A 25292-nucleotide genomic window follows, 5' to 3' on the forward strand; every position below is an offset into this window, starting at 1 on the left:
CTGCGGAACCTGCCCATCCCGGCGGGCGCGGCTTCACCCAGTTCCTCGCGGTGCCCCGGCGCGAATCCGACTGCGTCTGCACCGTCGTCCGGAACGGGTGAACCCCACCTACTTGAAGAAGGCGATGCCGTCGTCCGGGAGGTCGTCCGGGAGGGCCTTGGCCCAGCGCTCGACGTCCTCCGGGGTGACGACCTTCTTCAGGTGGGCCGACATGTAGGGGCGCAGCGGGACCTCGGGGGTCTGCTTCTCGCCGACCCACATCAGGTCGCTGTTGACGTACCCGTAGAGCCGCTTGCCGCCGGTGTACGGACCCGAGGCCGCCGTCCGGGCGACGGCGTCCGTCGCGATGTCGACCTGCGGCTTCTTCTCGGCCAGCTCGCCGTACCAGACCTCGACGACCCCGTCGTTGCGGACCATGGTGACCTCGACCTTGCGGTCCTTGTCGATCCGCCAGAAGCCGGACTCGGACTCCAGCGGCCTGACCTTGTTCCCCTCGCCGTCCAGCACCCAGGTGTGGGAGTGGTACTCCAGGAAGTCCCGGCCGTCGTGGGTGAAGGAGACCTCCTGGCCGAAGTTGCACTTCTCGGAGCCGGGGAAGTCGTGCACGCCCGCGCCCGCCCAGTTGCCGAGCAGGAAGGCGAGCGGGACGAGGTCCTTGTGGAGGTCGGACGGGATCTCGATCATGAGCAGCTTTTCGTCGTGTGCGTCGGGAGTGCGGAGGTCAGCGCTGGCCCTGGTACAGCTTCTTCACGGCCAGCCCGGCGAAGGCGAGGACGCCGACGCAGACCAGGACCAGCAGGGTTTCGAAGAAGATCTCCACGGGGTGCTCCTTGGTGAGCGAGGGTGGGTACACAAGAGCCGGCTCCCAGCTTACGTGGCGGGAACCCCGGGTTCTCGATGAGGGTGGCGCCTGCCCGGGTCAGCGCTTGACGTCGTCGATGAACCGGGACCATGCGGCGGCCGTGAAGACGAGGGCGCCCCGGGAGGGGTCCTTGCTGTCGCGGACGGGGACGACGGAGGGGAGGTTCTGGGCGACCTCTACGCAGTTGCCGCCATCCGAGTTGCTGTGACTGCTTTTGCGCCATGTCGCGGCGCTCAGGAAGTCGTCAGAGACCTCGACACACTCGCCGCCGTCCGGATTGCTGTAACTGCTCTTACGCCATGTCGCGGTGCTCAGGTCGATGGCTCGCACGGCACTTCCTCCAACATCCGCAGGATGAACTTCCGCGACTCGGCCGGGTTCAGAGCCAGGTCACGCATCGCATCGTACGCACGTTGCAGCAGTTCAACTGCGCTGTTTTCTTCCACCAGTTCACCACGGTGGGCGTTCTCCGTGTATGCCACGGTCTTGCCGTCCAGCAGGCGCAGGAACATGACAGCTGTGCCGACGAGGGCGTGCAGTCCGGCCTCCTGCGGCAGCACCTGAAGCGTGACGTTGGAGTGGTCGGACACTTCCAGCAGGTACTCCAACTGCTCCCGCCAGGCCGCCACGTCACGCAGCGGGGTGCGCAGCACCGCCTCGGCGAGGACGGCACGGAACGGCGGCGCCTCGTCCCCCTCCAGCAGCTTCCGCCGCCATGTACGGGCTTCGACCTGCTGGTCCAACTCCTTGCCCTTGGCGCCGCCCAGCGCTAGCACCTCACGCGCGTACCCGTCTGTCTGGAGCAGGCCAGGCAGAATGCTGACCCCGAAGTGCCACAGGCTCACCGCCTCGGCCTCCAGCATCATGTACCGCCGATACTGCTCCTTGAACTGCGTCGGATCCCCCACCGCCAGTTCCCACAGCGCCAGCAGCAGCCCGGGGGTCCCGTAGTGCTGGTCCAGCGCCTGGACCACCTCGGGGCTGCCCAGGGTCTGGCCGCTCTCCATCTTTCCGAACAGGGACCAGTCCCAGCCCAGCACCTCGCCGAGCTTCCGCAGGCTCTCGCCCCGTTCGGTGCGCAGTAACCGGAGCTCCTCCGCGAACCGCTTCCTCGGCTCCTGACTGCGTCCCGTGATCACCCTTCGCGGCGGCATCGCGCTCCTTTCACGGAAGACGGCCGTGGAAGGTGTGGAAGGAGCGCCGGGCGGCGGCGAAGGAGATCCCGTCCACGGCATTCCGGCCCTGCTCGGCGGCCATGCTCATACGGTGCGGAACACGCAGCGTAGTTCAATGGTCACGCGGCGCGCAGGCGTTGTCGGGAAAGGAACGGCACCCATGACGGCGGAGTCCCCCGAGCGCGGAGCGCTTCTCTACGACCCGGCGACGGGCAAGGTCGGCGCGTACCAGGACCGGTCGGGGCCGTACGCGATGCTGCGCCCGGTCGGCGGGGGCCGGGAATGGCAGGCCGACCCGGCCGCGCTCCGCCCGGCGACGGCCCGGGAGCGGCTCAGTGCCGGAGTGACGGCGGCGAACGAGCGCGCCCGGACGGCCGGCGACACGAGCCGCCCGCCGCTTCCGGTCCGTGGCTGTGCGATGTGCACGGAGCTGGACGGGCTGCGGGAGGCCGCGCGGGCGGAGCACGACGCCAGCGCGGAGACGGACGCCAACGTTCTGCTGCGCCGCCACCACAACAAGGAGCACCGCGCATGACCCCGCCGGACTAGGCTGCGGGCATGGCGAAGAAGCTCGTGATCAAGGTGACGGCCGGGGCGGACGCCCCGGAGCGGTGCTCGCAGGCGTTCACCGTGGCGGCCGTGGCCGTGGCCAGCGGCGTGGATGTCTCGCTCTGGCTGACCGGGGAGTCGTCCTGGTTCGCGCTGCCGGGCCGGGCCGCCGAGTTCGAGCTGCCGCACGCAGCGCCGCTGCCGGATCTGATCGAGTCGATCATGGCGGCCGGGCGGATCACCCTGTGCACGCAGTGCGCGGCCCGCCGCGACATCACGGAGAAGGACGTCATCGACGGCGTACGGATCGCGGGCGCACAGGTGTTCGTACAGGAGTCGCTTGCGGACGACACACAGGCACTCGTGTACTGAGACGCGGGCGCACCGGGCCGAAGCCTAGTGCCGTTTCTTCCCGTCCAGTTCGTCCCACCACTCGTCGGACTTCGGGTCCCCGGACGGGTCGTCCCACCAGCGGTCGTCGGGGCCGCGGCGGTTCGCCACGATCGCGGCCAGCGGCGGGATCACCATGGCGACCACGCACATCCCCACCGCCACGGGGACGGACCAGAGCCGCACGACTCCCCACGCCAGGACGAACAGCCCGATGCAAGTCCCCATCATGGCGAAGTAGAGATGACGCCTGCGTGCGTACATACCTCCAGGCTATGCCCGGAGCCCGGACATGCCGAAGGGCCGCACCCCTGCCGGCAAGCGTCCAACCCCCGGGGGATGCGGCCCTTCAGCCGTCACACACGGTCCCTCGGACCGTCGTGGAGTGTGCCCGTCAGACGGCGATCGCGACCTCCGCGAGGCCGCCCTTCTGGGCGACGACCGTACGGTCCGCGGTGGCGCCCGGCACCAGGGCGCGCAGGGTCCAGGTGCCCTCGGCCGCGTAGAAGCGGAACTGTCCGGTCGCCGAGGTCGGGACCTCGGCGGTGAACTCGCCGGTCGAGTCCAGCAGGCGCACGTAGCCGACGACGGGCTCGCCGTCGCGGGTCACCTGGCCCTGGATCGTGGTCTCACCGGGCTTGATCGTCGAGGCGTCGGGGCCGCCGGCCTTCGCTCCACACATGGTTCTTCCTTCGGGTAGGTCCGGGATTACTTGGCGGCGCCCAGCTCGATCGGGACGCCGACGAGGGAGCCGTACTCGGTCCAGGAGCCGTCGTAGTTCTTGACGTTCTGGACGCCGAGGAGCTCGTGCAGGACGAACCAGGTCAGCGCGGAGCGCTCACCGATGCGGCAGTAGGCGATGGTGTCCTTGGCGAGGTCGACGTTCTCCTCGGTGTAGAGCGCCTTCAGCTCCTCGTCCGACTTGAACGTGCCGTCGTCGTTGGCGTTCTTCGACCACGGGATGTTGCGGGCGCTCGGGACGTGGCCCGGACGCTGCGACTGCTCCTGCGGCAGGTGGGCCGGGGCGAGCAGCTTGCCGGAGAACTCGTCGGGCGAGCGGACGTCGACCAGGTTCTGCGCACCGATCGCGGCGACCACGTCGTCGCGGAAGGCGCGGATGGAGGTGTCCTGCGGCTTGGCCTGGTACTGGGTGGCCGGGCGCTCGGGCACGTCGGTGCCGTCGACCAGCTCGCGGGCGTCCAGTTCCCACTTCTTGCGGCCGCCGTCGAGCAGCTTCACGTTCTCGTGGCCGTACAGCTTGAAGTACCAGTAGGCGTAGGAGGCGAACCAGTTGTTGTTGCCGCCGTAGAGGACCACCGTGTGGTCGTTGGCGATGCCCTTCTCCGACAGGAGCTTCTCGAAGCCGGCCTGGTCGATGAAGTCGCGGCGGACCGGGTCCTGGAGGTCCTTCGTCCAGTCGATCCGGATGGCGTTCTTGATGTGGTTCTTGTCGTACGCGGACGTGTCCTCGTCCACCTCGACGATGGCGAGGGTCGGGTCGTCCAGGTGCTCCTGCAGCCAGTCGGCGTCGACCAGGACGTCGCTGCGGCTCATGCGCTTTCTCCTCCGGGGCAGTTGCGGCGGGTGATGCGGTGCGAAGGGCGCGGGTACGCGATCGGGCTGGGGCGTACACGGCGCACGGAGGCCCCGGTTCAGGCGCGGGGCCGGCGATACGGGAAGGGGTTCCCGCTCAGAAGGGGCGACAGAGCATGGCGGCGACGCGGCACAGGTCTACTGCCCGCCGCTTCGTGAGATCCGCCTGTCGCTGCATGGGGTCGATCGTAGGGACCGATCGTGGGACATGTCACCGGTGTGTCGCATACTGAGACGCGATCGTCCGGGATGCGAGAAGGCTGGGCCGCCCGTCCCGCCGCCGGGAGAGCGCCGGACCCACCCGGGCGTTGATCCGTCTGCGCTACGGACGGGGTGTCTCGCTCTTCGGACACTTGTTCCTCGGACACTTGTTCCTCGGACACTTGTTCCTCGGACACGCGCCCTCGGACACTCGCCCCTCGGCCCCGGCCGTCGCGCGTCCTACCCCGCCAGCCTGACGTTCGAACCCTTCGCCGTGATCTCCACGCCGTCCTTCGCCGCCCGCACCGTGGCGAGGCGTATGTCGCCGGGAAGCTGGGTGATCCCCTGCTGGAAGTCGGTGATGGCCCGGATGCGGTTCTCGACGAGCGACACCCCGTCGAGGCTGGGCAGCCCGTCCGCGTGCACCTGGAAGCTGTTGCCGTGGACCGTGACCGAGCCGAGCACGGAGACGGGCTTCGTCGCCTTGATTCCGGGGGCCGTGAGGGTGAGCGTGACCTTGATCTTGCCGTTGCCGCCGTCCGACAGCCCGATCACCCGGGCCGTCACGCCGAGCCCCACGTCGGTGGGCTCCGACTTCGCGGCCCTGAGCAGTTCGGCGTAGGAGATCAGCGCGGTGCCCGTGGCGTCGGACGCGGTGGCGGAGCTGTAGTCCCCGGAGAACCTGACGCCCTTCATGTGCGCGTGGAGGTCGTCGATCCGGAGCTTCTGGCCGCCGTTGCCGGTGGGCGCCTCGTAGTCCTTGATGCCGACCTCGACGTCGTCCAGCTCCCCGCCGGCGACCTGGGTGAGGAAGGGGAAACCGTTGATCGACACGTCCGGGGTGTCGGCCAGGTTCTCCGTGGTCCGCAGCTTGTCGGCCACCTTCCCCTCGGCGAAGTGGACCGCCACCCGGTCCACGATCGCGAAGAGTGCGCCCAGGATCACGATGACGGTCAACAGTATTCGCAGTGCGCGCATGCTCGGTGTGCCCCCACCTCGGCGGTCGTCCACGACAGTTCAGCGACGACCGGGTGGCCGCCGAGCGCGACTGTATCCCCGTGCGCTGTGGCGGCCCCCGGATTGTCGATCACCTGTGACACGCGCCGGCCGAGGGCACGCCCCGGCAGATAGCGCCAGCCGAGGGCACGCCCCGGCAGATAGCGCTAGCCGAGGGCACGCCCCAGCAGATAGACGGCCGGCGCCGCCGCCGTCAGCGGCAGGGCCACGCCCGCCGTGAAGTGGACGAAGCGGGAGGGGTAGTCGTACGACGCGGCCCGGTGGCCGATCAGGGCGCAGACGCCCGCTCCGAGCCCGAGGAAGGCACCGGATGTACCGAGGCCCGTCGCCGCGCCCATCGCGATGCCCGCTCCCGCCGCCGCGAGCAGGGCGACGACCACGGAGGCCGCGGTCGGCAGCGGCAGCGCACGCGCCAGGACCGCGGCGGCGACCGCGAGGGCGCCCACCGTGACGGCGTGCGGCGCGGCCGCGAGATGCCCGGCCGCGAGGATCGACAGCGCGGCCGAGGCGACCGTCGCCATCAGGCCGTACATCCGCGTGTCCGGATCGGCGTGCGATCGGAGCTGGAGCACGAGGGACAGCAGCACCCAGACACCGAGGGTGCCCAGGATCGCGGCGGGCGCGTGCTCCCGGCCGGCCACGAGCAGCGCGACGTCCGCGGTGACCGCACCGAGGAACGCCAGCGCGATGCCCTGCCGGGCGGGCCACATGCCGTTCAGCCGGAACCAGCCGGCGGCCGTCACGGCCTGGAGCACCACGAGCGGTACGACCAGGGCGTACGTCCCGAGCGCCGCGGCACCGGCGAGGAGGACCCCGAGGCCGGCGGTGAGCGCGGCGGGCTGGAGCCCGGGCTCGATGATCGGCGAACGGCCCTCCAGCCGGGCCCGCTGGTTGGCGGGAAGGGCGGAGAGGTCGACGGGGGCGGGATGCGTGGCCGTCGCCGTACCGGCGTGCGCGCCGTCACCGCGGGCCGGGTGGGCCAGGCCTTGGGTGGGGGGCGTCGCATAGCCGTGGGACCCGTACGCCGGGGTCTCCGGCGGCAACGGCTGCCCGTGCGCCTGGCCCTGACCCTGGCCCTGCCATTGCTGCTGCGCGGGATACGGCTGTTGCCGCTGAGACTGCTGCGGATACGCCTGGGGCTGCTGTTGCGGATACGCAGCCGCGTTCGGGTCGTACCACCCCTGCTGCTGTGCCTGCTGCTCGGGATGACCCTGCTGTTGATACCCAGGGTGCTGGTATCCGGGCTGCTGGTATCCGGGCTGCTGATACCCCGCCTGCTGATATCCCGGCTGCGGCGCCGGGTGCGGATAGCCCTGCTGCCCCTGCTGTCCGTAGGGGTCGTAGCCCGGGTCGTACCCCTCATGGGGCTGGTTGCTCATCGCTCATCCTCCTGCGAACGGCGGGAGCACCTCGACCGTGCCGCCCTCGGCCAGCCGTACCGTCTCATGCGCGCGCGTCCCGACGGGGTCACCGTCGACGAGGAAGGAGCATCGCCGCAGGACACGGACGAGTTCGCCGGGGTGTCGCCCACGGACCGCGTCGAGCGCCTCCGCGAGCGTCGTCGCGTCGTACGGCTCCTCGGCGGTCCCGGCCGCGGCCTTGGCGGCGGCCCAGTAGCGCACCGTGCCCTTTGCCATCTGCTTCCTCAACTCGTCGTCGTGAACACCGTCAGGCTAGCCCGCGCGCGAGACCGCCCACGCCCCGATCCGCGCCATCAACGCGTCGTCGGCGGCGTGCTCGGCATGGCCCATGCCGGGCTCCAGCCACAGTTCGGCATGGCCGGGCGCGGCCTCCGCCAGCATCCGCGGGTGGTCGACGGGGAAGTAGCCGTCCTGGTCACCGTGCACGATCAGCAGCGGGGTCGGCGCGATCAGCGGCACGGACTGCACCGGCGAGAGGGGCACCGGGTCCCAGTCGCGGCGGTGGATACGGGTGCGCAGGCCGTAACGGCCCACCAGACGGCCCTCCGGCCGGGTGACCAGCCAGTGCAGCCGCCGCATGGGGGCCGTGCCCCGGTAGTACCAGCGGGCCGGAGCGCTGACGGCCGCCACCGCGTCCGTGTCCGCGCCCTCCTGGTGCAGTGCCGCGTGCCGCAGCACCACCGATCCGCCCATCGAGAAGCCGACGGTGGCCACCCGGGAGTGCCCCAGCTCGCGCGCCCAGCGCACCGCGGCCGCCAGGTCGTGCACCTCCCGGTCGCCGACCGTGGAACGTCCTCCCGACGCCCCGTGCCCGCGGAAGGAGAAGGTGACGACGGCGCCGTACCGGGCGAGGACGCCGGCGACCCGGCGGACATGGGGCCGCTCCAGATCGCCGGTGAAGCCGTGCGCCACGACGATCGCAAGATCCCCTAGATGGCCGGTGGATGCACGCCCGGTGTCGGATATGCCCAGGCCCGGGTCGTATGCGGCATCGATCGCGACTCCGTCGACCGTGCGCAGAAACGTCCGCAAAGGCCCACGACGCGCCGTCTCGCAGTGCGGACGAACCGTGGATCGTGCCATGTGACCTGCCCGACCAGTGCTCATGTGGGCTATTCTGCTGGGCAGAGGACTCGGGCAGCGTAGCCCCCGGGTCCTTTTGTGCTTTCGGAAGCGTTGTATACGAAGCGGGAAACCGCAGGTGTACGGGGCGGGCGAACGCATAGCGGGTCCCGGGGAGGCGGGGATTCGCCACCGTACGAAGCAGTGCCGCAAACGTCCTCGAAGGGACCGAGGAGGAACCAGACGTTATGGGCGAGCGAACCGTGCACAAACCGACGACGATTGAGGCGGGAGGCGCACGATGAGTTCTCTGCTTCTTCTGACCAACGCCCTCCAGCCGTCCGCGGAGGTGCTTCCCGCTCTCGGCCTGCTCCTGCACAGCGTGCGAGTGGCTCCGGCGGAAGGCCCCGCGCTCGTCGACACCCCGGGCGCCGATGTGATCCTCATCGACGGGCGGCGGGATCTCCCGCAGGTCCGCAGTCTGTGCCAGCTACTGCGCTCCACCGGACCCGGCTGCCCCCTCGTCCTCGTCGTCACCGAGGGCGGTCTCGCGGCGGTCACCGCCGACTGGGGCATCGACGACGTCCTGCTGGACACCGCGGGACCGGCCGAGGTCGAGGCGCGGCTGCGGCTGGCCATGGGCCGCCAGCAGCTCGTCAACGACGACTCCCCGATGGAGATCCGCAACGGCGACCTGTCCGTGGACGAAGCGACCTACAGCGCCAAGCTCAAGGGCCGCGTCCTCGATCTCACCTTCAAGGAGTTCGAGCTCCTGAAGTACCTCGCGCAGCACCCGGGCCGCGTCTTCACCCGCGCCCAGCTGCTCCAGGAGGTCTGGGGCTACGACTACTTCGGCGGTACGCGCACGGTCGACGTCCATGTGCGGCGGCTGCGCGCCAAACTCGGCCCCGAGCACGAGTCGCTGATCGGCACCGTCCGCAACGTCGGCTACCGGTTCGTGACCCCGGAGAAACCGGACCGCTCGGCCGAGGACGCGAAGGCGAAGGCGGGCCGGCCAAAGGCGGAGGATGCGGACGAGACGGCGGCTGTGTCCACGGCCGAGGTCACGGCTGAGGCATAGAACCACGTACGCCCTGCCCAGAGGCGGTCCATCCGCGTAGACTCCGCGCGTGGCCAAGGTGACTCGGGACGATGTGGCGCGGCTGGCGGGGACTTCCACGGCGGTCGTGAGCTATGTCATCAACAACGGACCCCGGCCGGTCGCCCCGGCCACGCGCGAGCGTGTCCTCGCCGCGATCAAGGAGCTGGGGTACCGGCCGGACCGGGTCGCCCAGGCCATGGCCTCGCGGCGCACGGACCTCATAGGCATGATCGTCCCGGATGCGCGCCAGCCCTTCTTCGGCGAGATGACGCACGCGGTCGAGCAGGCCGCCGCCGAGCGCGGAAAGATGGTGCTGGTCGGCAACACCGACTACGTGGCCGAGCGCGAGGTCCACTATCTGCGGGCCTTCCTCGGCATGCGCGTCTCCGGACTGATTCTGGTCAGCCACGCGCTCAACGACCATGCCGCCGCCGAGATCGACGCGTGGGACGCCCGGGTGGTGCTGCTGCACGAGCGGCCCGAGGCGATCGACGACGTCGCGGTCGTCACCGACGACCTCGGCGGCGCCCAGCTCGCCGTCCGCCATCTGCTGGAGCACGGCCACGAGTACGTCGCGTGTATGGGCGGCACCGCGGAGACCCCGGCAGTGGGCGACCCGGTCTCCGACCACGTCGAGGGCTGGCGGCGGGCGATGCAGGAGGCCGGGCTCCCGACGGAGGGCCGGCTGTTCGAGGCGCCGTACAACCGCTACGACGCGTACCAGGTGGGCCTTGAGCTGCTGTCCGGGCCGAACCGTCCGCCGGCCATCTTCTGCTCCACCGACGACCAGGCGATCGGCGTGCTGCGCGCGGCGCGCGAGCTGCGCATCGAGGTACCGGGCGAACTGGCCGTGGCCGGGTTCGACGACGTCAAGGAGGCGGCGCTGACGGATCCGCCGCTGACGACGGTGGCCTCGGACCGGTCGGCGATGGCCCGGGCGGCCGTGGACCTGGTCCTCGACGACGGCCTCCGGGTGGCCGGCTCGCGCCGCGAACGGGTCAGGCAGTTCCCGTCGCGGCTGGTGGTGCGCCGGTCCTGCGGCTGCGAGGGCTGAGCCGGACACCCGGCTCCCCTGCCGCCCGGACCTCGCGCCCGGCCTTCGGGGTGACTCGAACGCGACGGCCCGCCGGTGGAACCGGCGGGCCGTCGCTGGGGCTGTGTGCCTCAGGGGCTCAGAACAGCAGGTTGTACTGGTTGTAGCCGGTGCCCAGCCTGATCCGCGAGCCGAACAGGTCCGAGGACGCCTTGTCGGTGCCGGGGTACAGCCACAGCGTGCCGCCGGAGTCGCGGGTGATGACGTCGGCGATGCCGTCGCCCGTCACATCGCCGTTGGACACGTACGAGGTGAAGTTCCAGCCCGTACGCGCCTTGATCCGGGCCGACCACGGGGTCTGCTCCTGCTGGGTGCCCCGGTAGAGCCACAGGGTGCCGTCGGTGGAGCGGGCCAGCAGGTCGGCCTTGCCGTCGCCGGACAGGTCGCCCCGGCCGAAGATCTGCACACCCTTCCAGGCACGGTCGACGACCTTGACCCGGCCGTAGAACTGGCCGTTGCCCTTGCCCGGGTACAGGTAGACCGAGCCGTCCGCGTCCACCGCGACCAGGTCGGGGCGGGCGTCACCGGTCATGTCGCCCGGGATGGCGTAGGACTTGTAGCCGCCCCACACCGAGCTGATCTGCATCCAGGTGAAGTCCTGGGCGGCGTGGTCGTAGTAGCTGCGGTACAGCTTGCCGTCGCTCTTCTCGCGGACGATCAGGTCCTGGTAGTAGTCGCGGTCCAGGTCGGCCTGGAGCGCCCAGCCGGCGTCCTGCCAGCCGCTGCTGCCGAAGGAACGCTGGGTGAGCGAGGTTCCCTTGCTGTCCTGCTCGAACAGGCCCCCGGACGGGGTGCGCTCCAGCAGGTCCGCGCGGCCGTCGTAGTTCAGGTCCGTGTCGTCGATCCGGGGCTGGGCGGCCCAGGTGTACGAGGAGACCTTGGTGAAGACCGGGTAGGCGCCCTTGGCCGTGCAGCCCGCGACACCCCACGACACCACACCGACGATCTTGCCGCCGACCACGAGCGGGCCGCCGGAGTCGCCGTTGCAGGTGCTCTTGGTGCCCTCGTCGGTGCCGGTCGCCGGGGTGCCGGCGCAGATCATCGAGCCCTCGGCGAAGTAGTCCGCGCCGATGACCGACTTCATCGCACTGTCGCAGGTCGCGTCGGCGACCATCGGCAGGCTCACCTTGCGCAGGGTGGCCGACAGGTCGGCGCCGTCGGCACCGGAGGTCAGGCCCCAGCCGTAGACGGTGGCGTTGGCGGTGGTGCCGGGCTTGTAGAGCGCGCTGTCGCTCGACGATGCCAGGCGCATCCACTGCTGCTCCAGGGGCGCGCCGAGGGTGAGGACGGCGATGTCGTTCTGGAGGGTGTCGTGGTTGAAGCGGGGGTGGCTCCACTGACGTATGACGGCCACCGCGGTCCCGCCGTCGAGGTCCGCCGAACCGGCCCGGACGACGCCGTTGTCGACCCAGTTCAGGCCCGCGACGCAGTGCGCGGCGGTGAGGACCTTGTTCGGCGCGACCAGGGTGCCGCCGCAGAAGTAGCCCTCGTCGGTGGTGGGGTCGTAGTAGCCGAGCTGGACCATCCAGGGCGCGGAGGCGATCGTCGTCTCCGTGCCGCCGATGATGAACGAGGAGGGTTTGCCCGTGGCGGCGGCGGGGACCTTGTCGGCCGCCTGCTGCGCCTGCTCCGTGTTAACGGCCGCCTGCTTCCTGGCGGCGTTGATCAGGCGCTCGTGCAGTTCCTTGGAAGAGGCGGCCGGCTTCGGGGCGCCGGTCCGCTGCTGGGTGACTCCGGGCTTCGGGAGTCCGTCGGCGGCGGCCGCCGACTGGGCCGCCAGGGCGCCGGCGCCGGTCAGGGCCAGCGCGAGGGCGGCCGCGGGGAGCGCCACGGCGGGGCGTCTCCAGCGGTCGCGCAGGGCACGTATCACTCAGGGCTCCTGGGTGTGTCGTAGACAAGGGCCCGAGGAGGGCGTACGACGCACCGGCCCGACGCAGCGCGGCGCGAATGCCGCGCAGTGCGGTCGGGCGAAACCGCGGAGCCCCCCTCCGGCGGTCGTGATCGTAGCCTCGGGCGCCCTTTTGTGACACGGGCTTCACAGGCCTCGGACAAACGTTCGCCTGCCGCTCCCTGTTCACTCATCCCACAGAAACCTGAGGTTTCCCTGACCTCCCTGGCACCAGGAGCCCCGGGCCTCTCGAGACCTTCGCGCACCCCCCGCTCTCGAAGGCCTCCGGGAGCGCCTTTATATCGGGCATACGAGGTTCTGTCGGGCTTCTCAGCGGCGACTCAGGTGGCTCTCATGATCGCGGGACACTCTCTATTCCATGACCGAGAGCTTCCGCCGCAGCGGCGAGGACGAGTACCCCCAGGGTGACGGACACCAGTCCGCCTACCCCCGGCAGCAGCACGTCTCTCCCCCCGTGAACCCCGAGTGGCCGCCCCCGCCGGCATACGCGCCGGGCCTGGTGGCAGCCGCCCCGGAATACGGCGGCGGAGCCTCGCACCCCGGCACGGATCCCGCGGCGCCCGCCGCGAAGAAGCGGGCCAAGGGGCCGCTCGCGATCCTCGCCGCCGTGGCGATCGTCGCCGCGGCCATAGGCGGCGGCACGGCCTACGGCATCCAGGAACTGACCGGCAAGAGCACGGTCTCCTCCAGCTCGACCAGTACCAACGTCGTGCCGTCGAGCAAGAGGGGCACAGTCGCGGGCGTTGCCGCCGCGGTCAGTCCGAGCATCGTGGAGATCAGCGCCACCTCCGGCTCGGGCCAGTCGACCGGCTCCGGTGTGATCATCACCCGTGACGGCGAGATCATCACCAACAACCACGTCATCTCCGGCGCGTCCTCGATCAAGGTGACCACGAGCAGCGGCAAGTCCTACACCGCCCGGGTCGTCGGCACCGACAGCAAGAAGGACCTCGCGCTCATCAAGCTGGAGGGCGCCTCCGGGCTGAAGGCCGCCACGCTCGGCAACTCCGACGGCATCCAGGTCGGCGACCAGGTCGTGGCGATCGGCTCCCCCGAGGGCCTGACCGGGACCGTCACCAGTGGCATCGTCTCGTCCCTCAACCGTGACGTCACCGTCTCGACCGACGAGAACCAGGGTCAGGGCAACGGCAACGGCCAGTGGCCGTTCGAGTTCGGCGGCCGCCATTTCAACGGCGACACCGGTTCCTCCACCACCACGTACAAGGCGATCCAGACGGACGCGTCCCTCAACCCGGGCAACTCCGGCGGCGCCCTCATCGACATGAACGGCAACATCATCGGCGTCAACTCGGCGATGTACTCCGCCAGTTCGGACTCGACCTCGTCGAGCGCCGGCAGCGTGGGTCTCGGCTTCGCCATCCCGATCAACACCGTCAAGTCCGACCTGGCGACGCTCCGCTCCGGTTCCCAGAGCTGAGCGGGCGCCCGGTAGGGCCGGCTGGTAAGGAGCACGACATGATCAAGCAGGTTCTGCACCACACGACCGCCCCCGTCGCCCCGGCCCGGGTCTGCCTGGCCCTGGCCGTGGCCCACGAGCTCCACACCCCGGCGGCACCCGCGCCGGAGGCGTACGAACTCCACGCCGTCGTGGCCCCCGCGGCTCCCGCCTCGAAGGCGTACGAGCTGCGCGCACCGGCCGCCCGGGCCCCGGAGGTCGTGCCGGTTCCGCAGCTGATGGGTCTGCGGCGCACCAATGTCGGGCGCCCGCATCGCCGCAAGGTGCCGCTGAACCGCCTCACCACGGCGATGTGCTGATCCCTCCGCACGCCCTCATCCTCCGCGCGCCCTACGGCCCCGGCATCCGTCCGCACGCGCTACGGCCCCGGCATCCGTCCGCACGCGCTACGGCCCCGGCATCCTTCCGCACGCGCTACGGCCCCGGCATCCTTCCGCACGCGCTACGGCCCCGGCATCCGTCCGATCGCCCGGTCCGCGGATCAGCCCGCACCCTCGATCCGAGTCCGCAGGTCAACCCGCCCCGTCGAACCGTCCACTCCGCAGGTCAACCCGCCCCCTCCGCAGGTCAACCCGCCCCGTCGAACCGCCCACTCCGCAGATCAGTCCGCCCGCCCCTACGCCCCGGCGCCGGCACCCACCCGATCCTCCCGCCCGCCTGTACGCTCCCGGCGCCGGCACTCGCCCCCGTACGGCACACGACCCCGGCGCCGGCACCCGTCCGGACCTTTCCGCCCCCACCGCGCGAAACGTGCGAGGCTGAGGACATTCAGCCACCGTCCCGTCGCACCCCGAGGAACCCGCTATCCATGAGCCCCGCCGAAGGCGACCGTGAACCCCAGCGCATTCTGATCGTCGACGACGAGCCGGCGGTCCGCGAAGCACTCCAGCGCAGCCTGGCCTTCGAGGGCTATGACACCGAGGTCGCCGTGGACGGCGCGGACGCGCTGGAGAAGTCCACCGCGTACGAGCCCGACCTGGTCGTCCTCGACATCCAGATGCCGCGGATGGACGGCCTCACCGCCGCCCGCCGCATGCGCGGCGCGGGCGCCACCACCCCCATCCTGATGCTCACGGCCCGCGACACGGTCGGCGACCGTGTCACCGGCCTCGACGCCGGGGCCGACGACTACCTGGTCAAGCCCTTCGAGCTGGACGAGCTGTTCGCCCGTATCCGCGCCCTGCTCCGCCGCAGCTCGTACGCGGCCACGGCGGTGGGCACCCAGGAGGACGAGGCGCTGACCTTCGCCGACCTCCGGATGGATCTGGCGACGCGCGAGGTCACACGGGGCGGGCGGGCAGTGGAGCTGACCCGTACGGAGTTCACGCTCCTGGAGATGTTCATGGCGCATCCGCGCCAGGTGCTGACCCGCGAGCAGATCCTCAAGGCGGTCTGGGGCTTCGACTTCGAGCCGTCGTCGAACTCCCTCGATGTGTATGTGATGTACCTGCGCCGCAAGACCGAGGCGGGCGGCGAGCCCCGGCTGGTGCACACGGTGCGCGGCGTGGGCTACGTCCTGCGGCAGGGCGGCGCCGAGTGATCAAGCGTTTCCGCTCTCTGCCGCTGCGCTCCCGCCTCGCCCTGCTGGTGGCGACGGCGGTGGCGTTCGGGGTGGCGGCGGTGTCGGTGAGCTGCTGGTTCATCGTGCAGGGCAAGCTGTACGAGCAGGTGGACAGCGACCTGAAGAGCTCCAGCGCGCCGGTGCGGCCGGGCGGTCTGGCGAGCGTCCTGGCCAACTGCACGACCACGCCCTCCCCGCAGGACGACCGGGGCCCCGAGATGAGCACCTACTACACACAGGTGGTCAACGTCGACGGCCAGATCTGCGTGTACCCGAACTCCGCCGGCATGGTCAAGATCACCCGCAGCGACACCGAGATCGCCCGGAACCCGACGCACGGCATCCTGCACAACAGCGTCGACAGCAAGGGCGAGCCGGTGCGGGTGCTGACGACCCCCCTGCTGAGCGAGAGCCCCGGGGGTCCTCAGCTGTACCCGGGCTATGTCCTGGTCCTGGCGTACCCCCTGAGGGATACCGACAAGACGCTCGACGACCTCGCCGTGATCCTCCTCATCGTGTCCGGCCTGGGCGTCGTGGGCGCCGGTGCCGTCGGTCTGGCCGTGGCCCGTGCTGGTCTGCGCCCCGTCGACAAGCTGACGGAGGCGGTCGAGCACATCGCCCGCACCGAGGACCTGACCACCCGGATCCCGGTGGACGAGGACAGCGAGGACGAGATCGCCCGTCTGTCCCGCTCCTTCAACTCGATGACCTCGGCCCTCGCCAGCTCCCACGAACTCCAGCAGCAGCTGATCGCGGACGCGGGCCATGAGCTGCGCACCCCGCTCACCTCCCTGCGCACCAACATCGAACTCCTCACCCGCAGCGAGGAGACGGGCCGCCCGCTCCCGGCGGAGGACCGCAAGGCGCTCCTCAACTCGGTGAAGGCACAGATGACCGAGCTGGCCTCGCTGATCGGTGATCTCCAGGAGCTGTCCCGCCCCGAGAAGGGCCTGCACGCCGGCAAGGCCCAGGTGGTGGAGTTGCAGGACACCGTGGAGGCCGCGCTGCGCCGCGCCCGGCTGCGGGGCCCCGAGCTGACCATCACGGCGGCCCTCGAGCCCTGGTACGTACGGGCGGAGCCATCCGCGCTGGAGCGGGCGGTCGTGAACATCCTCGACAACGCGGTGAAGTTCAGCCCCGAGGGCGGCACGATCAACGTGGCCCTCACGAACGGCGTACTGACGGTCCGCGACCACGGCCCCGGCATCGCGGCCGAGGAACTCCCGCATGTCTTCGACCGCTTCTGGCGCTCCCCCTCGGCCCGCGCGCTGCCCGGCTCGGGCCTGGGCCTGTCCATCGTGGCCCGCACGGTCCAGCAGGCGGGCGGCGAGGTGGTCCTGCGGCCGGCGGAGGGCGGAGGCACGGTGGCGACGCTACGGCTGCCGGGCGCCCCGACACCGCCGCCGGGCCCGGGCGCGTAGGCGGGTAGGCGGGTAGGCGGGTAGGCGGGTAGGCGGGTAGGCGCCCGGACCTTCCCCCACCCCACCTTGTTCCCTCCCCTCCCCCCGGCCCGCCCCTTACCCTCGTATCCATGACCAGCGACGACACCGCCCGACCGGCAGGGATCCGCTCCATCGAGACCGTCACCGTGCTCTCGCCCGCACAGGCCGAGGCCGTGCTAGAGCTGCTCGCCGACGCCGCCCGGGTCGACGGACAACAGGCGGTGTCCGAGCAGGGGCGGCTGCAACTGCGCGGCGGCGAGCGCGAGGGCGTCTCCCATCTGCTGCTGATGGTCGGCGAGACGCTCGTCGGGTACGCCCAGCTCGAGGACACCGACCCGGTGGAGGCCCCGGCCGCCGAACTGGTCGTGCACCCCTCGCACCGCGGCCACGGGCACGGCCGGGCACTGGGCGCCGCCCTTCTGGCCGCCTCCGGCAAACGGCTGCGGGTGTGGGCGCACGGCGGTCACTCCGCCGCCCGGCATCTCGCCCAGGTCCTCGGCCTCACCCTCTTCCGCGAACTGCGCCAGCTGCGCCGCCCGTTGGACCAGCTCGAACTGCCCGAGCCGAAGCTGCCCGAGGGTGTCACCGTCCGCACCTTCGTGCCCGGCCAGGACGACGCGGCCTGGCTCGCCGTCAACGCCGAGGCCTTCGCCCACCACCCCGAGCAGGGCTCCCTGACCCAGCGCGACCTCGAGGACCGCAAGACCGAGCCGTGGTTCGACCCGCAGGGCTTCTTCCTCGCGGAGCGCGAGGGCGCGCGCGGCCCCGAACTCATCGGCTTCCACTGGACCAAGGTCCACGCGGAGGAGCGCCTCGGCGAGGTGTACGTCCTCGGTGTCCGGCCCGGCGCCCAGGGCGGCGGCCTCGGCCGTTCCCTCACCACGATCGGTCTGCGCTACCTCACCGCCCAGGGCCTGCCGACCGCCATGCTGTACGTCGACGCCGACAACGCGGCCGCACTCGCGGTGTACGAGCGGCTGGGCTTCAGCACCTACGAGACGGACCTGATGTACCGCACGGAGACCTGAGCAACCGGAAGGACGGGTGGACCGGAGGACGGGGGCCGGGCGCCCTGGCTGCTTGGACGTGAGCCGAGGGCCGGTTGGACGTGAGCCGGGGGCCGGTTGGACCTGAGCCGGTGAGCTGGGGGACGGGGACGGGGCTGGTTGAACGTGAGCCGGGGGCCGGTGGTTGAACGTGAGCCGGGGGCCGGGGGCCGGTGCCGGTTGAACGTGAGCCGGTGAGCCGGGCTCAGTGCCGGGGCCGGAGCACCGGGAACCGGTGTCCGCGCGAACACAGGGACCTGCAGGAGGAGTTCGCGCGCCTCGAAGCGGGCGAGCGCGAGAACCGCGGTGGCCGAGTGGCGGCCGGTCCGCGCGGGCGGGGCGACCGCGGGGGCCTTGTCGAGAACCGTACTCATACGGACGCCACCTCCGCGGGCTCGCCGTCGAGGGCCGGAAAGTAGCCGTCCTCGAAGGCCGGTTGGAGAAGGACGGCGCCCTGGCGCGGGTCGCCGACATCGGAACGTGCCCCTGCCCGTGCGCCGGCCGGCGCGGGCGCCCAGGTGGCGTTCCGTACTGCTCCACACCCGGCCCACGGCCCGTGCGGTCAGCGGGCACGGCGGTGGCGAGCACCCGCGGCAGGGTCGTCTTGCCCGCGCCGTTGGGGCCGAGCAGTCCCGTGACGCCCTCATGGAGACGGAGGGAGACGTCGTCCCCCGCGGCCGTGCCGCCGTAGCGCACGGTCAGGCCGGAGGCCGCGACGGTGGGGCGGTGATCAGGAGGCGCCCTGGGGGCGAAGTCGGAGAACGGGGAGTGGGCCGCCGAGGCGTCGAAGCGGTCCCGCAGGCGGTACAGCACAACGGCCGCGACGACCGCGACCGCCGCGCCACGCCCTGGCTCGCGACCGTGAACGGCGGGGGCCTCCCGTGGACGGCCTTCGCGGCCACCACCGGCAGGGCGACCCAGCCGCCGCCGACCAGGGCCGGGGTGAGGTCCGGGCCCAGCCGGACGGCAGGGCGAGCCCCATGGCGGTCGGGGCGAGCCCGGTGGGGGTCAGGGCGAGGCCAGGGAGCAGCCGGGACGGCGCACACGGTCCGTACACCGCGACGGCGCACACGGTCCGTACACCGGAACGGCGCACACGGTCCGTACACGGGAGGGCGAGCGTCGCCAGGCCGCTCAGGAGGACAATCTTTCAACGAGCCGGACGGTCCGCCGCCGACGCCTAACGGGCACGCCGACGCCCCGGGCCGCCTTGGCCCCGGCCCGGGCCCCTGGCCCCGCCTCCCCCTCCGCTCCCCCTCCGGCCGATCCTCAGCGGACCCCGAAGCGGACCCCCCCCGCCGAGTCTGGGCCCCCGACAGCCTCGCAGCAGTCCCCGAACCGCCCCGCACCCGCCAAACCCCGCCCCTCACCGCCCCCACCCCGGCCCAGGACACCGCACACGCCTCGTCCAGCCCCCTCGTACGCCGCCGCGCCCCCTGTAGACGTCCGCGAGCCTTCCCTCGCTATCCCGCACGTCATGTCGCCGTAACCATTGATTCAGACGGACTTGCGACGCTCGGCCAATGAACGCCGTCGTGCCAGAGCCCTCGCCGCCCCCGCACAACGGGGCCGGTGCGGAGCGCGGGCGTCCGGCCTCCGCGCCGCCTCCCGTTCTCTCCGACGCGCCCGTCACCCGATCGGCGCGGAAGAATGGGTTTATGAGCCAGCAGAACGCCCAGGCACCGGCCCACCCGTCCCCCGCCACCCCCCGTGAGGGTGAATCCTCGGGTCGCGCGAACACGCAGAATCAGCAGCCCTCCGTGGGTTCCATCGCCGCGCACCGCCCGCACACCGTGGCCGCGACGGTCTCCGAACTCGAACCCGACATCGACGCCGACCTCGACGCGTACGAGGAGGGCGAGGCCGCCCAGCTCCCGCAGGGCCGCTTCCTCGACCGGGAACGCAGCTGGCTCCAGTTCAACGCGCGCGTGCTCGAGCTGGCCGAGGACCCGAACACGCCCCTGCTGGAGCGCGTGAAGTTCCTGGCGATCTTCGCCAGCAACCTGGACGAGTTCTTCATGGTCCGGGTGGCCGGTCTGAAGCGCCGTATCGCCACCGGTGTCGCCACCCGGTCCGCCTCCGGCCTCCAGCCCCGCGAGGTTCTGGAGATGATCTGGGCCCGCTCCCGCGAGCTCATGGCCCGGCACGCGGCCTGCTTCCACGAGGACGTCGCCCCCGCGCTCGCGGAGGAGGGCATCCACCTGGTCCGCTGGAACGAGCTGACCGACAAGGAGCAGGCGCGCCTGTTCACACTCTTCCGGCACCAGATCTTCCCGGTGCTCACCCCGCTGGCCGTCGACCCCGCGCACCCCTTCCCGTACATCTCGGGACTCTCGCTCAACCTCGCGGTCGTCGTGCGCAACCCGGTCTCCGGCCACCGCCACTTCGCGCGCGTGAAGGTGCCGCCGCTGCTCTCACGCTTCCTGGAGGCCTCCCCGCAGCGGTACGTCCCCATCGAGGACGTCATCGCCGCGCACCTGGAGGAGCTGTTCCCGGGCATGGAGGTGCTGGAGCACCACACCTTCCGGATAACCCGCAACGAGGACCTCGAGGTCGAGGAGGACGACGCCGAGAACCTGCTCCAGGCCTTGGAGAAGGAGCTGATGCGGCGCCGCTTCGGGCCCCCGGTGCGCCTGGAGGTCGAGGAGTCCATCGACCGCTATGTGCTGGACCTGCTCGTGCGCGAGCTGAAGATCTCCGAGGCCGAGGTGTACCCGCTGCCGGGTCCCCTGGACCTGACGGGCCTCTTCGGCATCGCCAACCTGGACCGGCCCGAGCTGAAGTACCCGAAGTTCGTCGCGGGCACCCACCGTGACCTCGCGGAGGTCGAGTCGGCGTCCGCGCCCGACATCTTCGCGGCACTGCGGGAGCGCGACGTCCTGCTGCACCACCCGTACGACAGCTTCTCCACCTCGGTGCAGGCGTTCCTGGAGCAGGCGGCCGCCGACCCCGACGTGCTCGCCATCAAGCAGACGCTGTACCGGACCTCGGAGACCTCGCCGATCGTCGACGCGCTCATCGACGCGGCGGAGTCCGGCAAGCAGGTCCTCGTGCTGGTCGAGATCAAGGCCCGCTTCGACGAGCAGGCCAACATCAAGTGGGCCCGCAAGCTGGAGGAGGCGGGCTGCCATGTCGTCTGGGGGCTCGTCGGTCTGAAGACGCACTGCAAGCTGTCCCTGGTCGTGCGGCAGGAGGGCGAAACGCTCCGCCGCTACAGCCATGTCGGCACGGGCAACTACCACCCGAAGACCGCACGCCTCTACGAGGACCTGGGTCTGCTGACCGCCGATCCGCAGGTCGGCGCGGATCTGTCCGACCTGTTCAACAGGCTGTCGGGCTATTCCCGCCGGGAGACCTACCGCCGGCTGCTGGTCGCCCCCAAGTCCCTGCGCGACGGTCTGATCTCCCGGATCAACAAGGAGATCCAGCACCACCGGGCCGGCCGGCCCGCGTGCGTCCGCATCAAGGTCAACTCGATGGTGGACGAGGCGATCATCGACGCGCTCTACCGCGCGTCGCAGGCGGGCGTGCCGGTCGATGTGTGGGTGCGCGGCATCTGCGCGCTGCGCCCCGGCGTCGCCGGCCTGTCGGAGAACATACGGGTGCGGTCCATCCTCGGCCGCTTCCTCGAACACTCGCGCGTCTTCGTGTTCGGAAACGGCGGCGAGCCCGAGGTGTGGATCGGCAGTGCCGACATGATGCACCGCAACCTCGACCGTCGCATCGAAGCACTCGTCAGGGTCACCGACCCGGCGCACCGGGCGGCCCTCAACCGGCTCATCGAGACCGGTATGTCCGACACCACGGCCTCCTGGCGCCTGGGCCCGGACGGCGAGTGGACCCGGCACGCGACCGACGCGGACGGCCAGCCCCTGCGGAACATCCAGGAGATGCTCATAGACGCCCGGAGGCGCCGGCGTGGCACAGCAACACCTTGACCCTTCCACCGACCCCACGGCCGGGCCCACCGGGGACGCCCTCGCGGGCTATCTGCGGGCCCAGGCCACGGAGTTCCTCCGCTCACTGCGGCAGCACCGGGAAACCGGCGCCGGTGGGGGTCCCTCCGCCCACGGGGGTCCCTCCGTACGAGCGAAGTCGAGAGTGGGGGAGGAGCCGAGAGAGGGGCGCAACGGCACGGACGACGCCGGGGACGCGGCGCTCGCCCTGCGCCGCTCGGCCCGGCGCATCAGCGGCACGCTGCACACGTTCCGTCCCCTCCTGGACGCCGACTGGTCGGAGGCAATCCGCCCGGAACTCGCCTGGCTCTCGGGCACCCTGGCCCGCGAGCACGCGTACGCGGCCCGGCTCGAACGGCTGCTGCTCGCCCTGCACCGGCTGTCGGGCTCCTCGGTCTTCCCCGCGCCGACGGGGGGCGCGGGGGAAGCCGGAACCGGCCCGCGCAGCCAGCCCGGCGTCCCCGAGCGGGGCAATCTGACCGTCGGCGCGGCGAAGGCCGGCGCCCTGCTGGAGCGCCAGCTGACCCTGGCCCGGACGCGGGCCCACTCGGCGGCCCTCCAGGCTCTCGGCTCCAGCCGGTTCCACGCGGTGGCGGACAGTGTCGCCGTCCTCGCCAGCGAGGTCCCGCTCACGTCCGCCGCGGCCACCGCCGATCTGCGCCCGCTGGCCGCCGCCGCGGAGGAGCGGCTGTGCGACGCGGTGGCCGCGCTGCCGCTGGTCACCGCGGGCCATCCGTACAACGCGGAGGCCCTGATCCACGGTCTCTCCCCCGACCCGGCCCCACATCCGCAGGATGGCCCCTGGCACCAGGTGCGGCTGCTGCTGCGCCTGCACCGGTACGCCCGGGAGGTGCTCTACGGGGAGGACGCTCCCGTCGACGTACGACTACTGGCGGCGGGTCAGGCCCTGAACCGGCACCGGGACGCCTCGGAGGCGGCCGCGGCCGCCGCGGCGGCGGCGCGCACCCCGCGCATCGCCCCGGCGACGGCGTACGCCCTGGGTGTGCTGCACGCCGACCAGCGCCACGAGGTGGAGGCGGCCCGCTTCGCGTTCCAGCAGTCATGGCAGAAGCAGGCGGTGGGTACTCCGTAGGCGCCCGGCGACGGCCCCTCGCCGTGCTCGAGGGGCCCCGCCCCCGGGCACGGCGCGACAGGCACGCGCACGACGGACGACGGACGACGGACGACAGGCACGCGCATGACGGACGAGGACGACAGACACCCGCACGACGAACGACGGACGACAGGCACGCGCACGACGGACGGGGACGACAGGCACCCGCACGACGAACGAGGACGACGGCCCGACAGCACCACAGACACGCGCACGAGGCTCGAGGCACGAGGACGACGGCACGGCCACGACAGGCACTCGTACGACGACGCGCCGCGACAGGCGCGCCGCAGGCACGAGAGAGGAGCCGGAGCACCCGATGACCGATGACACCATCCGCGCGGCGGGCTGTGTCCTGTGGCGCCGCTCCCCCGTCGACGGCGAACCGGAGATCTGTCTGGTCCACCGGCCCAGGTACGACGACTGGTCCCATCCCAAGGGCAAGCTCAAGCGCGGTGAGGACCCGCTCGCGGGTGCGCTGCGCGAGGTGGAGGAGGAGACGGGGTACACCGCCGTTCCCGGCGCGCCCCTGCCCACCGCCCGCTACGAGGTGAACGGCCGCCCCAAGCAGGTGCACTACTGGGCGGCCGAGGCGACGGGGGGCTCCTTCACCCCGAACCGCGAGGTCGACCGCATCCTGTGGCTCCCGCCCACCGCGGCCCGGGCCCGTCTGACGCAGCCGCGCGACAGGGAACTGGTCGACGCCTTCCTCAACGCGCTAAACCTGGCATAAGCGCCCATGTGCCCCGAAGGGGGAGCCCGTGTGACGCCCGCGCCCGCTCGGGGCGCGGGAACCGCGTCAGCGACCGGAGACAGCGCGCCGTCGGCCCAAATCCGCAGGCCAGCCGCACCCTGATCCGGCTCGGCCGCCGGAATGCCCTCGTGTCCGAGACGTAAGCGTTCCGTGACCTAACCACACCGACCGCAGGGGTTCACCTTCCGTTCACTCTCGACCATCAGCAGCTTCACCTGTTCTGCCTAATTTCGGCCGTACACGGTGCGAAGCGCGCATGGGGCGTGCTGCCGCACTACATCGACACAGCAGCCCCGATGGGCTACCACACTTCGCACGCCGCCACGGACGGCGGCTCCTGGAAGGAACTCCCGAAAGTGATGCTTCAGCGCAAGAACCGGCTTCGCGCCCTGTCTCTCGGTGCTGTCGCCGTCTCCGGCGCCCTGGCCCTGACGGCGTGCGGCTCCGATGACACGGGCAAGAGCAGCAGCGGCGGCAGCTCGGCCTCGGCGTCCAGCTCCTCCGCCATCAAGTGCGACAACGCCAAGGGCCAGCTGCAGGCCTCCGGCTCTTCCGCGCAGAAGAACGCGATCGACGCGTGGGTCAAGCAGTACACCCAGGCCTGCCACGACGTGCAGATCAACTACAACCCCACCGGTTCCGGCGCCGGCATCACCGCGTTCCTCGGTGGCCAGACCGCGTTCGCCGGCTCGGACTCCCCGCTGAAGCCCGACGAGGTCTCGCAGTCGAGCAAGGTCTGCACCGGTGGCGGCAAGGCCATCGACCTGCCGATGGTCGGCGGCCCGATCGCGGTCGGCTTCAACGTGCCGGGCGTGGACAGCCTCACCCTCGACCCGTCCACCATCGCCCAGATCTTCAACGGCAAGATCAAGATGTGGAACGACAAGGCGATCGCGAAGCTGAACCCGAGCGCCAAGCTGCCGGCCCTCAAGATCCAGGCCTTCCACCGCTCCGACGAGTCCGGCACCACGGACAACTTCACCAAGTACCTGATCGCCACCGCCAAGAGCGACTGGCCCTACTCGGGCGGCAAGGCCTGGCAGGCCAAGGGCGGCCAGTCCGCGCAGGGCTCCGCCGGCCTGGCCCAGCAGGTCAAGCAGACCTCGGGCGCCATCTCGTACTTCGAGCTGTCCTACGCCGCCGACGGCATCAAGACGGTCGACCTCAAGACCGGCGCCGCGACCCCGGCCAAGGCCACCGTCGAGAACGCCACCAAGGCCATCGCGAGCGCCCAGGTCGTCGGCACCGGCAAGGACCTGGCCCTCAAGCTGAACTACCAGCCGACCGAGGCCAACGCCTACCCGCTGACCCTCGTCACCTACGAGATCGCCTGCGACAAGGGCAACAAGGCCGACACCCTGCCGGCCGTGAAGTCCTTCCTCTCCTACATCGCGTCCGAGGACGGCCAGGGCCAGCTGGCCGAGGCCAAGTACGCGCCGATCCCCGCCGAGATCAACTCGAAGGTTCGCGAGACCATCTCGAGCCTGAGCTGACCCGATGTGCGGCCCGCTCCCCGAAAAAGGGGAGCGGGCCGCACCGTCCGGTGCACCGCCGCCCGGAGCCGCCAT

General features: G+C 71.3%; 25 protein-coding genes and 1 pseudogene. 13 read left to right on the forward strand and 13 right to left on the reverse strand.

Going from position 1 to position 25292, the window contains the following annotated elements; all coding sequences use genetic code 11:
* Nucleotides 1–108: 108 nt before the first annotated feature.
* The 3 genes from ACIP94_RS33655 to ACIP94_RS33665 form a co-directional block, all read right to left on the reverse strand.
* Complete coding sequence (locus ACIP94_RS33655; protein ID WP_402434294.1) at nucleotides 109–684, reverse strand: FABP family protein; 576 nt, start codon at nucleotides 682–684, stop codon at nucleotides 109–111.
* Nucleotides 685–919: 235 nt separating this feature from the next.
* The gene (locus ACIP94_RS33660) at nucleotides 920–1192 is read right to left on the reverse strand and encodes a DUF397 domain-containing protein (protein WP_402434297.1); all 273 of its coding nucleotides are present in this window, start codon (nucleotides 1190–1192) and stop codon (nucleotides 920–922) included.
* On the reverse strand, nucleotides 1174–2016 hold the full coding sequence (locus ACIP94_RS33665; RefSeq protein ID WP_402434299.1) for a helix-turn-helix domain-containing protein: 843 nt from the start codon (nucleotides 2014–2016) through the stop codon (nucleotides 1174–1176). The genes ACIP94_RS33660 and ACIP94_RS33665 overlap by 19 nt, the downstream gene beginning before the upstream one ends.
* Nucleotides 2017–2197: 181 nt before the next feature.
* On the opposite strand from ACIP94_RS33665, the gene ACIP94_RS33670 reads away from it, so the two are divergent.
* Together ACIP94_RS33670 and ACIP94_RS33675 are read left to right on the forward strand one after the other, a co-directional pair.
* Nucleotides 2198–2572 (forward strand): hypothetical protein, encoded by a 375-nt coding sequence (locus ACIP94_RS33670; RefSeq protein WP_402434302.1) that lies wholly within the window; start codon nucleotides 2198–2200, stop codon nucleotides 2570–2572.
* Nucleotides 2573–2595: 23 nt separating this feature from the next.
* On the forward strand, nucleotides 2596–2958 hold the full coding sequence (locus tag ACIP94_RS33675; RefSeq protein ID WP_402434305.1) for a DsrE family protein: 363 nt from the start codon (nucleotides 2596–2598) through the stop codon (nucleotides 2956–2958).
* 24 nt (nucleotides 2959–2982) lie between these two features.
* On the opposite strand, the gene ACIP94_RS33680 is transcribed toward ACIP94_RS33675, so the two are convergent.
* From ACIP94_RS33680 to ACIP94_RS33715, 8 genes are all read right to left on the reverse strand, one after another.
* Complete coding sequence (locus ACIP94_RS33680; protein ID WP_402434308.1) at nucleotides 2983–3240, reverse strand: DUF3099 domain-containing protein; 258 nt, start codon at nucleotides 3238–3240, stop codon at nucleotides 2983–2985.
* A 130-nt stretch (nucleotides 3241–3370) separates the two neighbouring features.
* Nucleotides 3371–3658: a DUF1416 domain-containing protein gene (locus ACIP94_RS33685; protein WP_043441578.1), complete on the reverse strand. Its 288-nt coding sequence runs from the start codon at nucleotides 3656–3658 to the stop codon at nucleotides 3371–3373.
* Nucleotides 3659–3684: 26 nt separating this feature from the next.
* The gene (locus ACIP94_RS33690) at nucleotides 3685–4530 is read right to left on the reverse strand and encodes a sulfurtransferase (RefSeq protein ID WP_402434311.1); all 846 of its coding nucleotides are present in this window, start codon (nucleotides 4528–4530) and stop codon (nucleotides 3685–3687) included.
* A gap of 136 nt (nucleotides 4531–4666) precedes the next feature.
* Nucleotides 4667–4747: an Ms5788A family Cys-rich leader peptide gene (locus ACIP94_RS33695; RefSeq protein WP_351335063.1), complete on the reverse strand. Its 81-nt coding sequence runs from the start codon at nucleotides 4745–4747 to the stop codon at nucleotides 4667–4669.
* A gap of 263 nt (nucleotides 4748–5010) precedes the next feature.
* Nucleotides 5011–5748, reverse strand: a complete 738-nt coding sequence (locus tag ACIP94_RS33700; RefSeq protein WP_402434316.1) for a DUF2993 domain-containing protein — start codon at nucleotides 5746–5748, stop codon at nucleotides 5011–5013.
* A gap of 185 nt (nucleotides 5749–5933) precedes the next feature.
* The gene (locus tag ACIP94_RS33705) at nucleotides 5934–7166 is read right to left on the reverse strand and encodes a hypothetical protein (RefSeq protein ID WP_402434319.1); all 1233 of its coding nucleotides are present in this window, start codon (nucleotides 7164–7166) and stop codon (nucleotides 5934–5936) included.
* Between the two features lie 3 nt (nucleotides 7167–7169).
* Complete coding sequence (locus ACIP94_RS33710) at nucleotides 7170–7424, reverse strand: MoaD/ThiS family protein (RefSeq protein WP_402434322.1); 255 nt, start codon at nucleotides 7422–7424, stop codon at nucleotides 7170–7172.
* 36 nt (nucleotides 7425–7460) lie between these two features.
* Nucleotides 7461–8315: an alpha/beta hydrolase gene (locus tag ACIP94_RS33715; RefSeq protein WP_402434325.1), complete on the reverse strand. Its 855-nt coding sequence runs from the start codon at nucleotides 8313–8315 to the stop codon at nucleotides 7461–7463.
* Between the two features lie 256 nt (nucleotides 8316–8571).
* On the opposite strand from ACIP94_RS33715, the gene ACIP94_RS33720 reads away from it, so the two are divergent.
* Entirely contained in the window at nucleotides 8572–9351 is a 780-nt protein-coding gene (locus tag ACIP94_RS33720; RefSeq protein ID WP_402434328.1) for a winged-helix domain-containing protein, read from the forward strand.
* Between the two features lie 49 nt (nucleotides 9352–9400).
* Entirely contained in the window at nucleotides 9401–10426 is a 1026-nt protein-coding gene (locus ACIP94_RS33725; protein ID WP_402434331.1) for a LacI family DNA-binding transcriptional regulator, read from the forward strand.
* A gap of 118 nt (nucleotides 10427–10544) precedes the next feature.
* On the opposite strand, the gene ACIP94_RS33730 is transcribed toward ACIP94_RS33725, so the two are convergent.
* Nucleotides 10545–12335, reverse strand: coding sequence for a trypsin-like serine protease (locus ACIP94_RS33730; RefSeq protein ID WP_402434334.1), 1791 nt, complete (start codon nucleotides 12333–12335; stop codon nucleotides 10545–10547).
* A 397-nt stretch (nucleotides 12336–12732) separates the two neighbouring features.
* On the opposite strand from ACIP94_RS33730, the gene ACIP94_RS33735 reads away from it, so the two are divergent.
* The 5 genes from ACIP94_RS33735 (at nucleotide 12733) to mshD (ending at nucleotide 17882) form a co-directional block, all read left to right on the forward strand.
* Nucleotides 12733–13812: a S1C family serine protease gene (locus tag ACIP94_RS33735; protein WP_402434337.1), complete on the forward strand. Its 1080-nt coding sequence runs from the start codon at nucleotides 12733–12735 to the stop codon at nucleotides 13810–13812.
* A gap of 38 nt (nucleotides 13813–13850) precedes the next feature.
* Nucleotides 13851–14150 (forward strand): hypothetical protein, encoded by a 300-nt coding sequence (locus ACIP94_RS33740; protein ID WP_402434340.1) that lies wholly within the window; start codon nucleotides 13851–13853, stop codon nucleotides 14148–14150.
* A 509-nt stretch (nucleotides 14151–14659) separates the two neighbouring features.
* The gene (locus ACIP94_RS33745; protein WP_402434343.1) at nucleotides 14660–15391 is read left to right on the forward strand and encodes a response regulator transcription factor; all 732 of its coding nucleotides are present in this window, start codon (nucleotides 14660–14662) and stop codon (nucleotides 15389–15391) included.
* A complete protein-coding gene (locus tag ACIP94_RS33750) occupies nucleotides 15388–16833 on the forward strand; it encodes a sensor histidine kinase (protein ID WP_402434346.1) in 1446 nt (481 codons plus the stop codon). The genes ACIP94_RS33745 and ACIP94_RS33750 overlap by 4 nt, the downstream gene beginning before the upstream one ends.
* Nucleotides 16834–16943: 110 nt before the next feature.
* Nucleotides 16944–17882 carry a mycothiol synthase gene (gene mshD / locus ACIP94_RS33755; RefSeq protein WP_402434349.1) on the forward strand — a complete coding sequence of 313 codons (939 nt, stop codon included), beginning with the start codon at nucleotides 16944–16946 and terminating at the stop codon, nucleotides 17880–17882.
* A 558-nt stretch (nucleotides 17883–18440) separates the two neighbouring features.
* On the opposite strand, the pseudogene ACIP94_RS33760 reads toward mshD, so the two are convergent.
* Nucleotides 18441–18602: pseudogene (locus ACIP94_RS33760) on the reverse strand (ATP-binding cassette domain-containing protein); the annotation flags it as partial.
* Nucleotides 18603–19423: 821 nt separating this feature from the next.
* On the opposite strand from ACIP94_RS33760, the gene ACIP94_RS33765 reads away from it, so the two are divergent.
* The 4 genes from ACIP94_RS33765 to pstS all read left to right on the forward strand — a co-directional run bounded on the left by ACIP94_RS33765 (nucleotide 19424) and on the right by pstS (nucleotide 25217).
* On the forward strand, nucleotides 19424–21838 hold the full coding sequence (locus ACIP94_RS33765) for an RNA degradosome polyphosphate kinase (protein ID WP_402434352.1): 2415 nt from the start codon (nucleotides 19424–19426) through the stop codon (nucleotides 21836–21838).
* Nucleotides 21819–22949: a CHAD domain-containing protein gene (locus ACIP94_RS33770; RefSeq protein ID WP_402434355.1), complete on the forward strand. Its 1131-nt coding sequence runs from the start codon at nucleotides 21819–21821 to the stop codon at nucleotides 22947–22949. The genes ACIP94_RS33765 and ACIP94_RS33770 overlap by 20 nt, the downstream gene beginning before the upstream one ends.
* A 340-nt stretch (nucleotides 22950–23289) precedes the next feature.
* The gene (locus ACIP94_RS33775; protein ID WP_402434358.1) at nucleotides 23290–23703 is read left to right on the forward strand and encodes an NUDIX hydrolase; all 414 of its coding nucleotides are present in this window, start codon (nucleotides 23290–23292) and stop codon (nucleotides 23701–23703) included.
* A 377-nt stretch (nucleotides 23704–24080) separates the two neighbouring features.
* Entirely contained in the window at nucleotides 24081–25217 is a 1137-nt protein-coding gene (gene pstS, locus ACIP94_RS33780; protein WP_402434433.1) for a phosphate ABC transporter substrate-binding protein PstS, read from the forward strand.
* The last annotated feature ends 75 nt before the right edge of the window (nucleotides 25218–25292 follow it).

Source organism: Streptomyces sp. NPDC093261, assembly GCF_044753645.1.
GTDB lineage: Bacteria > Actinomycetota > Actinomycetes > Streptomycetales > Streptomycetaceae > Streptomyces.

Coding starts and splice junctions, on each gene's coding strand:
- ACIP94_RS33775 (WP_402434358.1), top strand. CDS start 23,290: ATGACCGATGACACCATCCGCGCGGCGGGCTGTGTCCTGTGGCGCCGC.
- ACIP94_RS33680 (WP_402434308.1), bottom strand. CDS start 3,240: ATGTACGCACGCAGGCGTCATCTCTACTTCGCCATGATGGGGACTTGC.
- ACIP94_RS33690 (WP_402434311.1), bottom strand. CDS start 4,530: ATGAGCCGCAGCGACGTCCTGGTCGACGCCGACTGGCTGCAGGAGCAC.
- ACIP94_RS33710 (WP_402434322.1), bottom strand. CDS start 7,424: ATGGCAAAGGGCACGGTGCGCTACTGGGCCGCCGCCAAGGCCGCGGCC.
- ACIP94_RS33685 (WP_043441578.1), bottom strand. CDS start 3,658: ATGTGTGGAGCGAAGGCCGGCGGCCCCGACGCCTCGACGATCAAGCCC.
- ACIP94_RS33765 (WP_402434352.1), top strand. CDS start 19,424: ATGAACGCCGTCGTGCCAGAGCCCTCGCCGCCCCCGCACAACGGGGCC.
- ACIP94_RS33695 (WP_351335063.1), bottom strand. CDS start 4,747: ATGCAGCGACAGGCGGATCTCACGAAGCGGCGGGCAGTAGACCTGTGC.
- ACIP94_RS33720 (WP_402434328.1), top strand. CDS start 8,572: ATGAGTTCTCTGCTTCTTCTGACCAACGCCCTCCAGCCGTCCGCGGAG.
- ACIP94_RS33745 (WP_402434343.1), top strand. CDS start 14,660: ATGAGCCCCGCCGAAGGCGACCGTGAACCCCAGCGCATTCTGATCGTC.
- ACIP94_RS33700 (WP_402434316.1), bottom strand. CDS start 5,748: ATGCGCGCACTGCGAATACTGTTGACCGTCATCGTGATCCTGGGCGCA.
- ACIP94_RS33655 (WP_402434294.1), bottom strand. CDS start 684: ATGATCGAGATCCCGTCCGACCTCCACAAGGACCTCGTCCCGCTCGCC.
- ACIP94_RS33670 (WP_402434302.1), top strand. CDS start 2,198: ATGACGGCGGAGTCCCCCGAGCGCGGAGCGCTTCTCTACGACCCGGCG.
- ACIP94_RS33715 (WP_402434325.1), bottom strand. CDS start 8,315: ATGAGCACTGGTCGGGCAGGTCACATGGCACGATCCACGGTTCGTCCG.
- mshD (WP_402434349.1), top strand. CDS start 16,944: ATGACCAGCGACGACACCGCCCGACCGGCAGGGATCCGCTCCATCGAG.
- ACIP94_RS33705 (WP_402434319.1), bottom strand. CDS start 7,166: ATGAGCAACCAGCCCCATGAGGGGTACGACCCGGGCTACGACCCCTAC.
- ACIP94_RS33740 (WP_402434340.1), top strand. CDS start 13,851: ATGATCAAGCAGGTTCTGCACCACACGACCGCCCCCGTCGCCCCGGCC.
- ACIP94_RS33665 (WP_402434299.1), bottom strand. CDS start 2,016: ATGCCGCCGCGAAGGGTGATCACGGGACGCAGTCAGGAGCCGAGGAAG.
- ACIP94_RS33735 (WP_402434337.1), top strand. CDS start 12,733: ATGACCGAGAGCTTCCGCCGCAGCGGCGAGGACGAGTACCCCCAGGGT.
- ACIP94_RS33675 (WP_402434305.1), top strand. CDS start 2,596: ATGGCGAAGAAGCTCGTGATCAAGGTGACGGCCGGGGCGGACGCCCCG.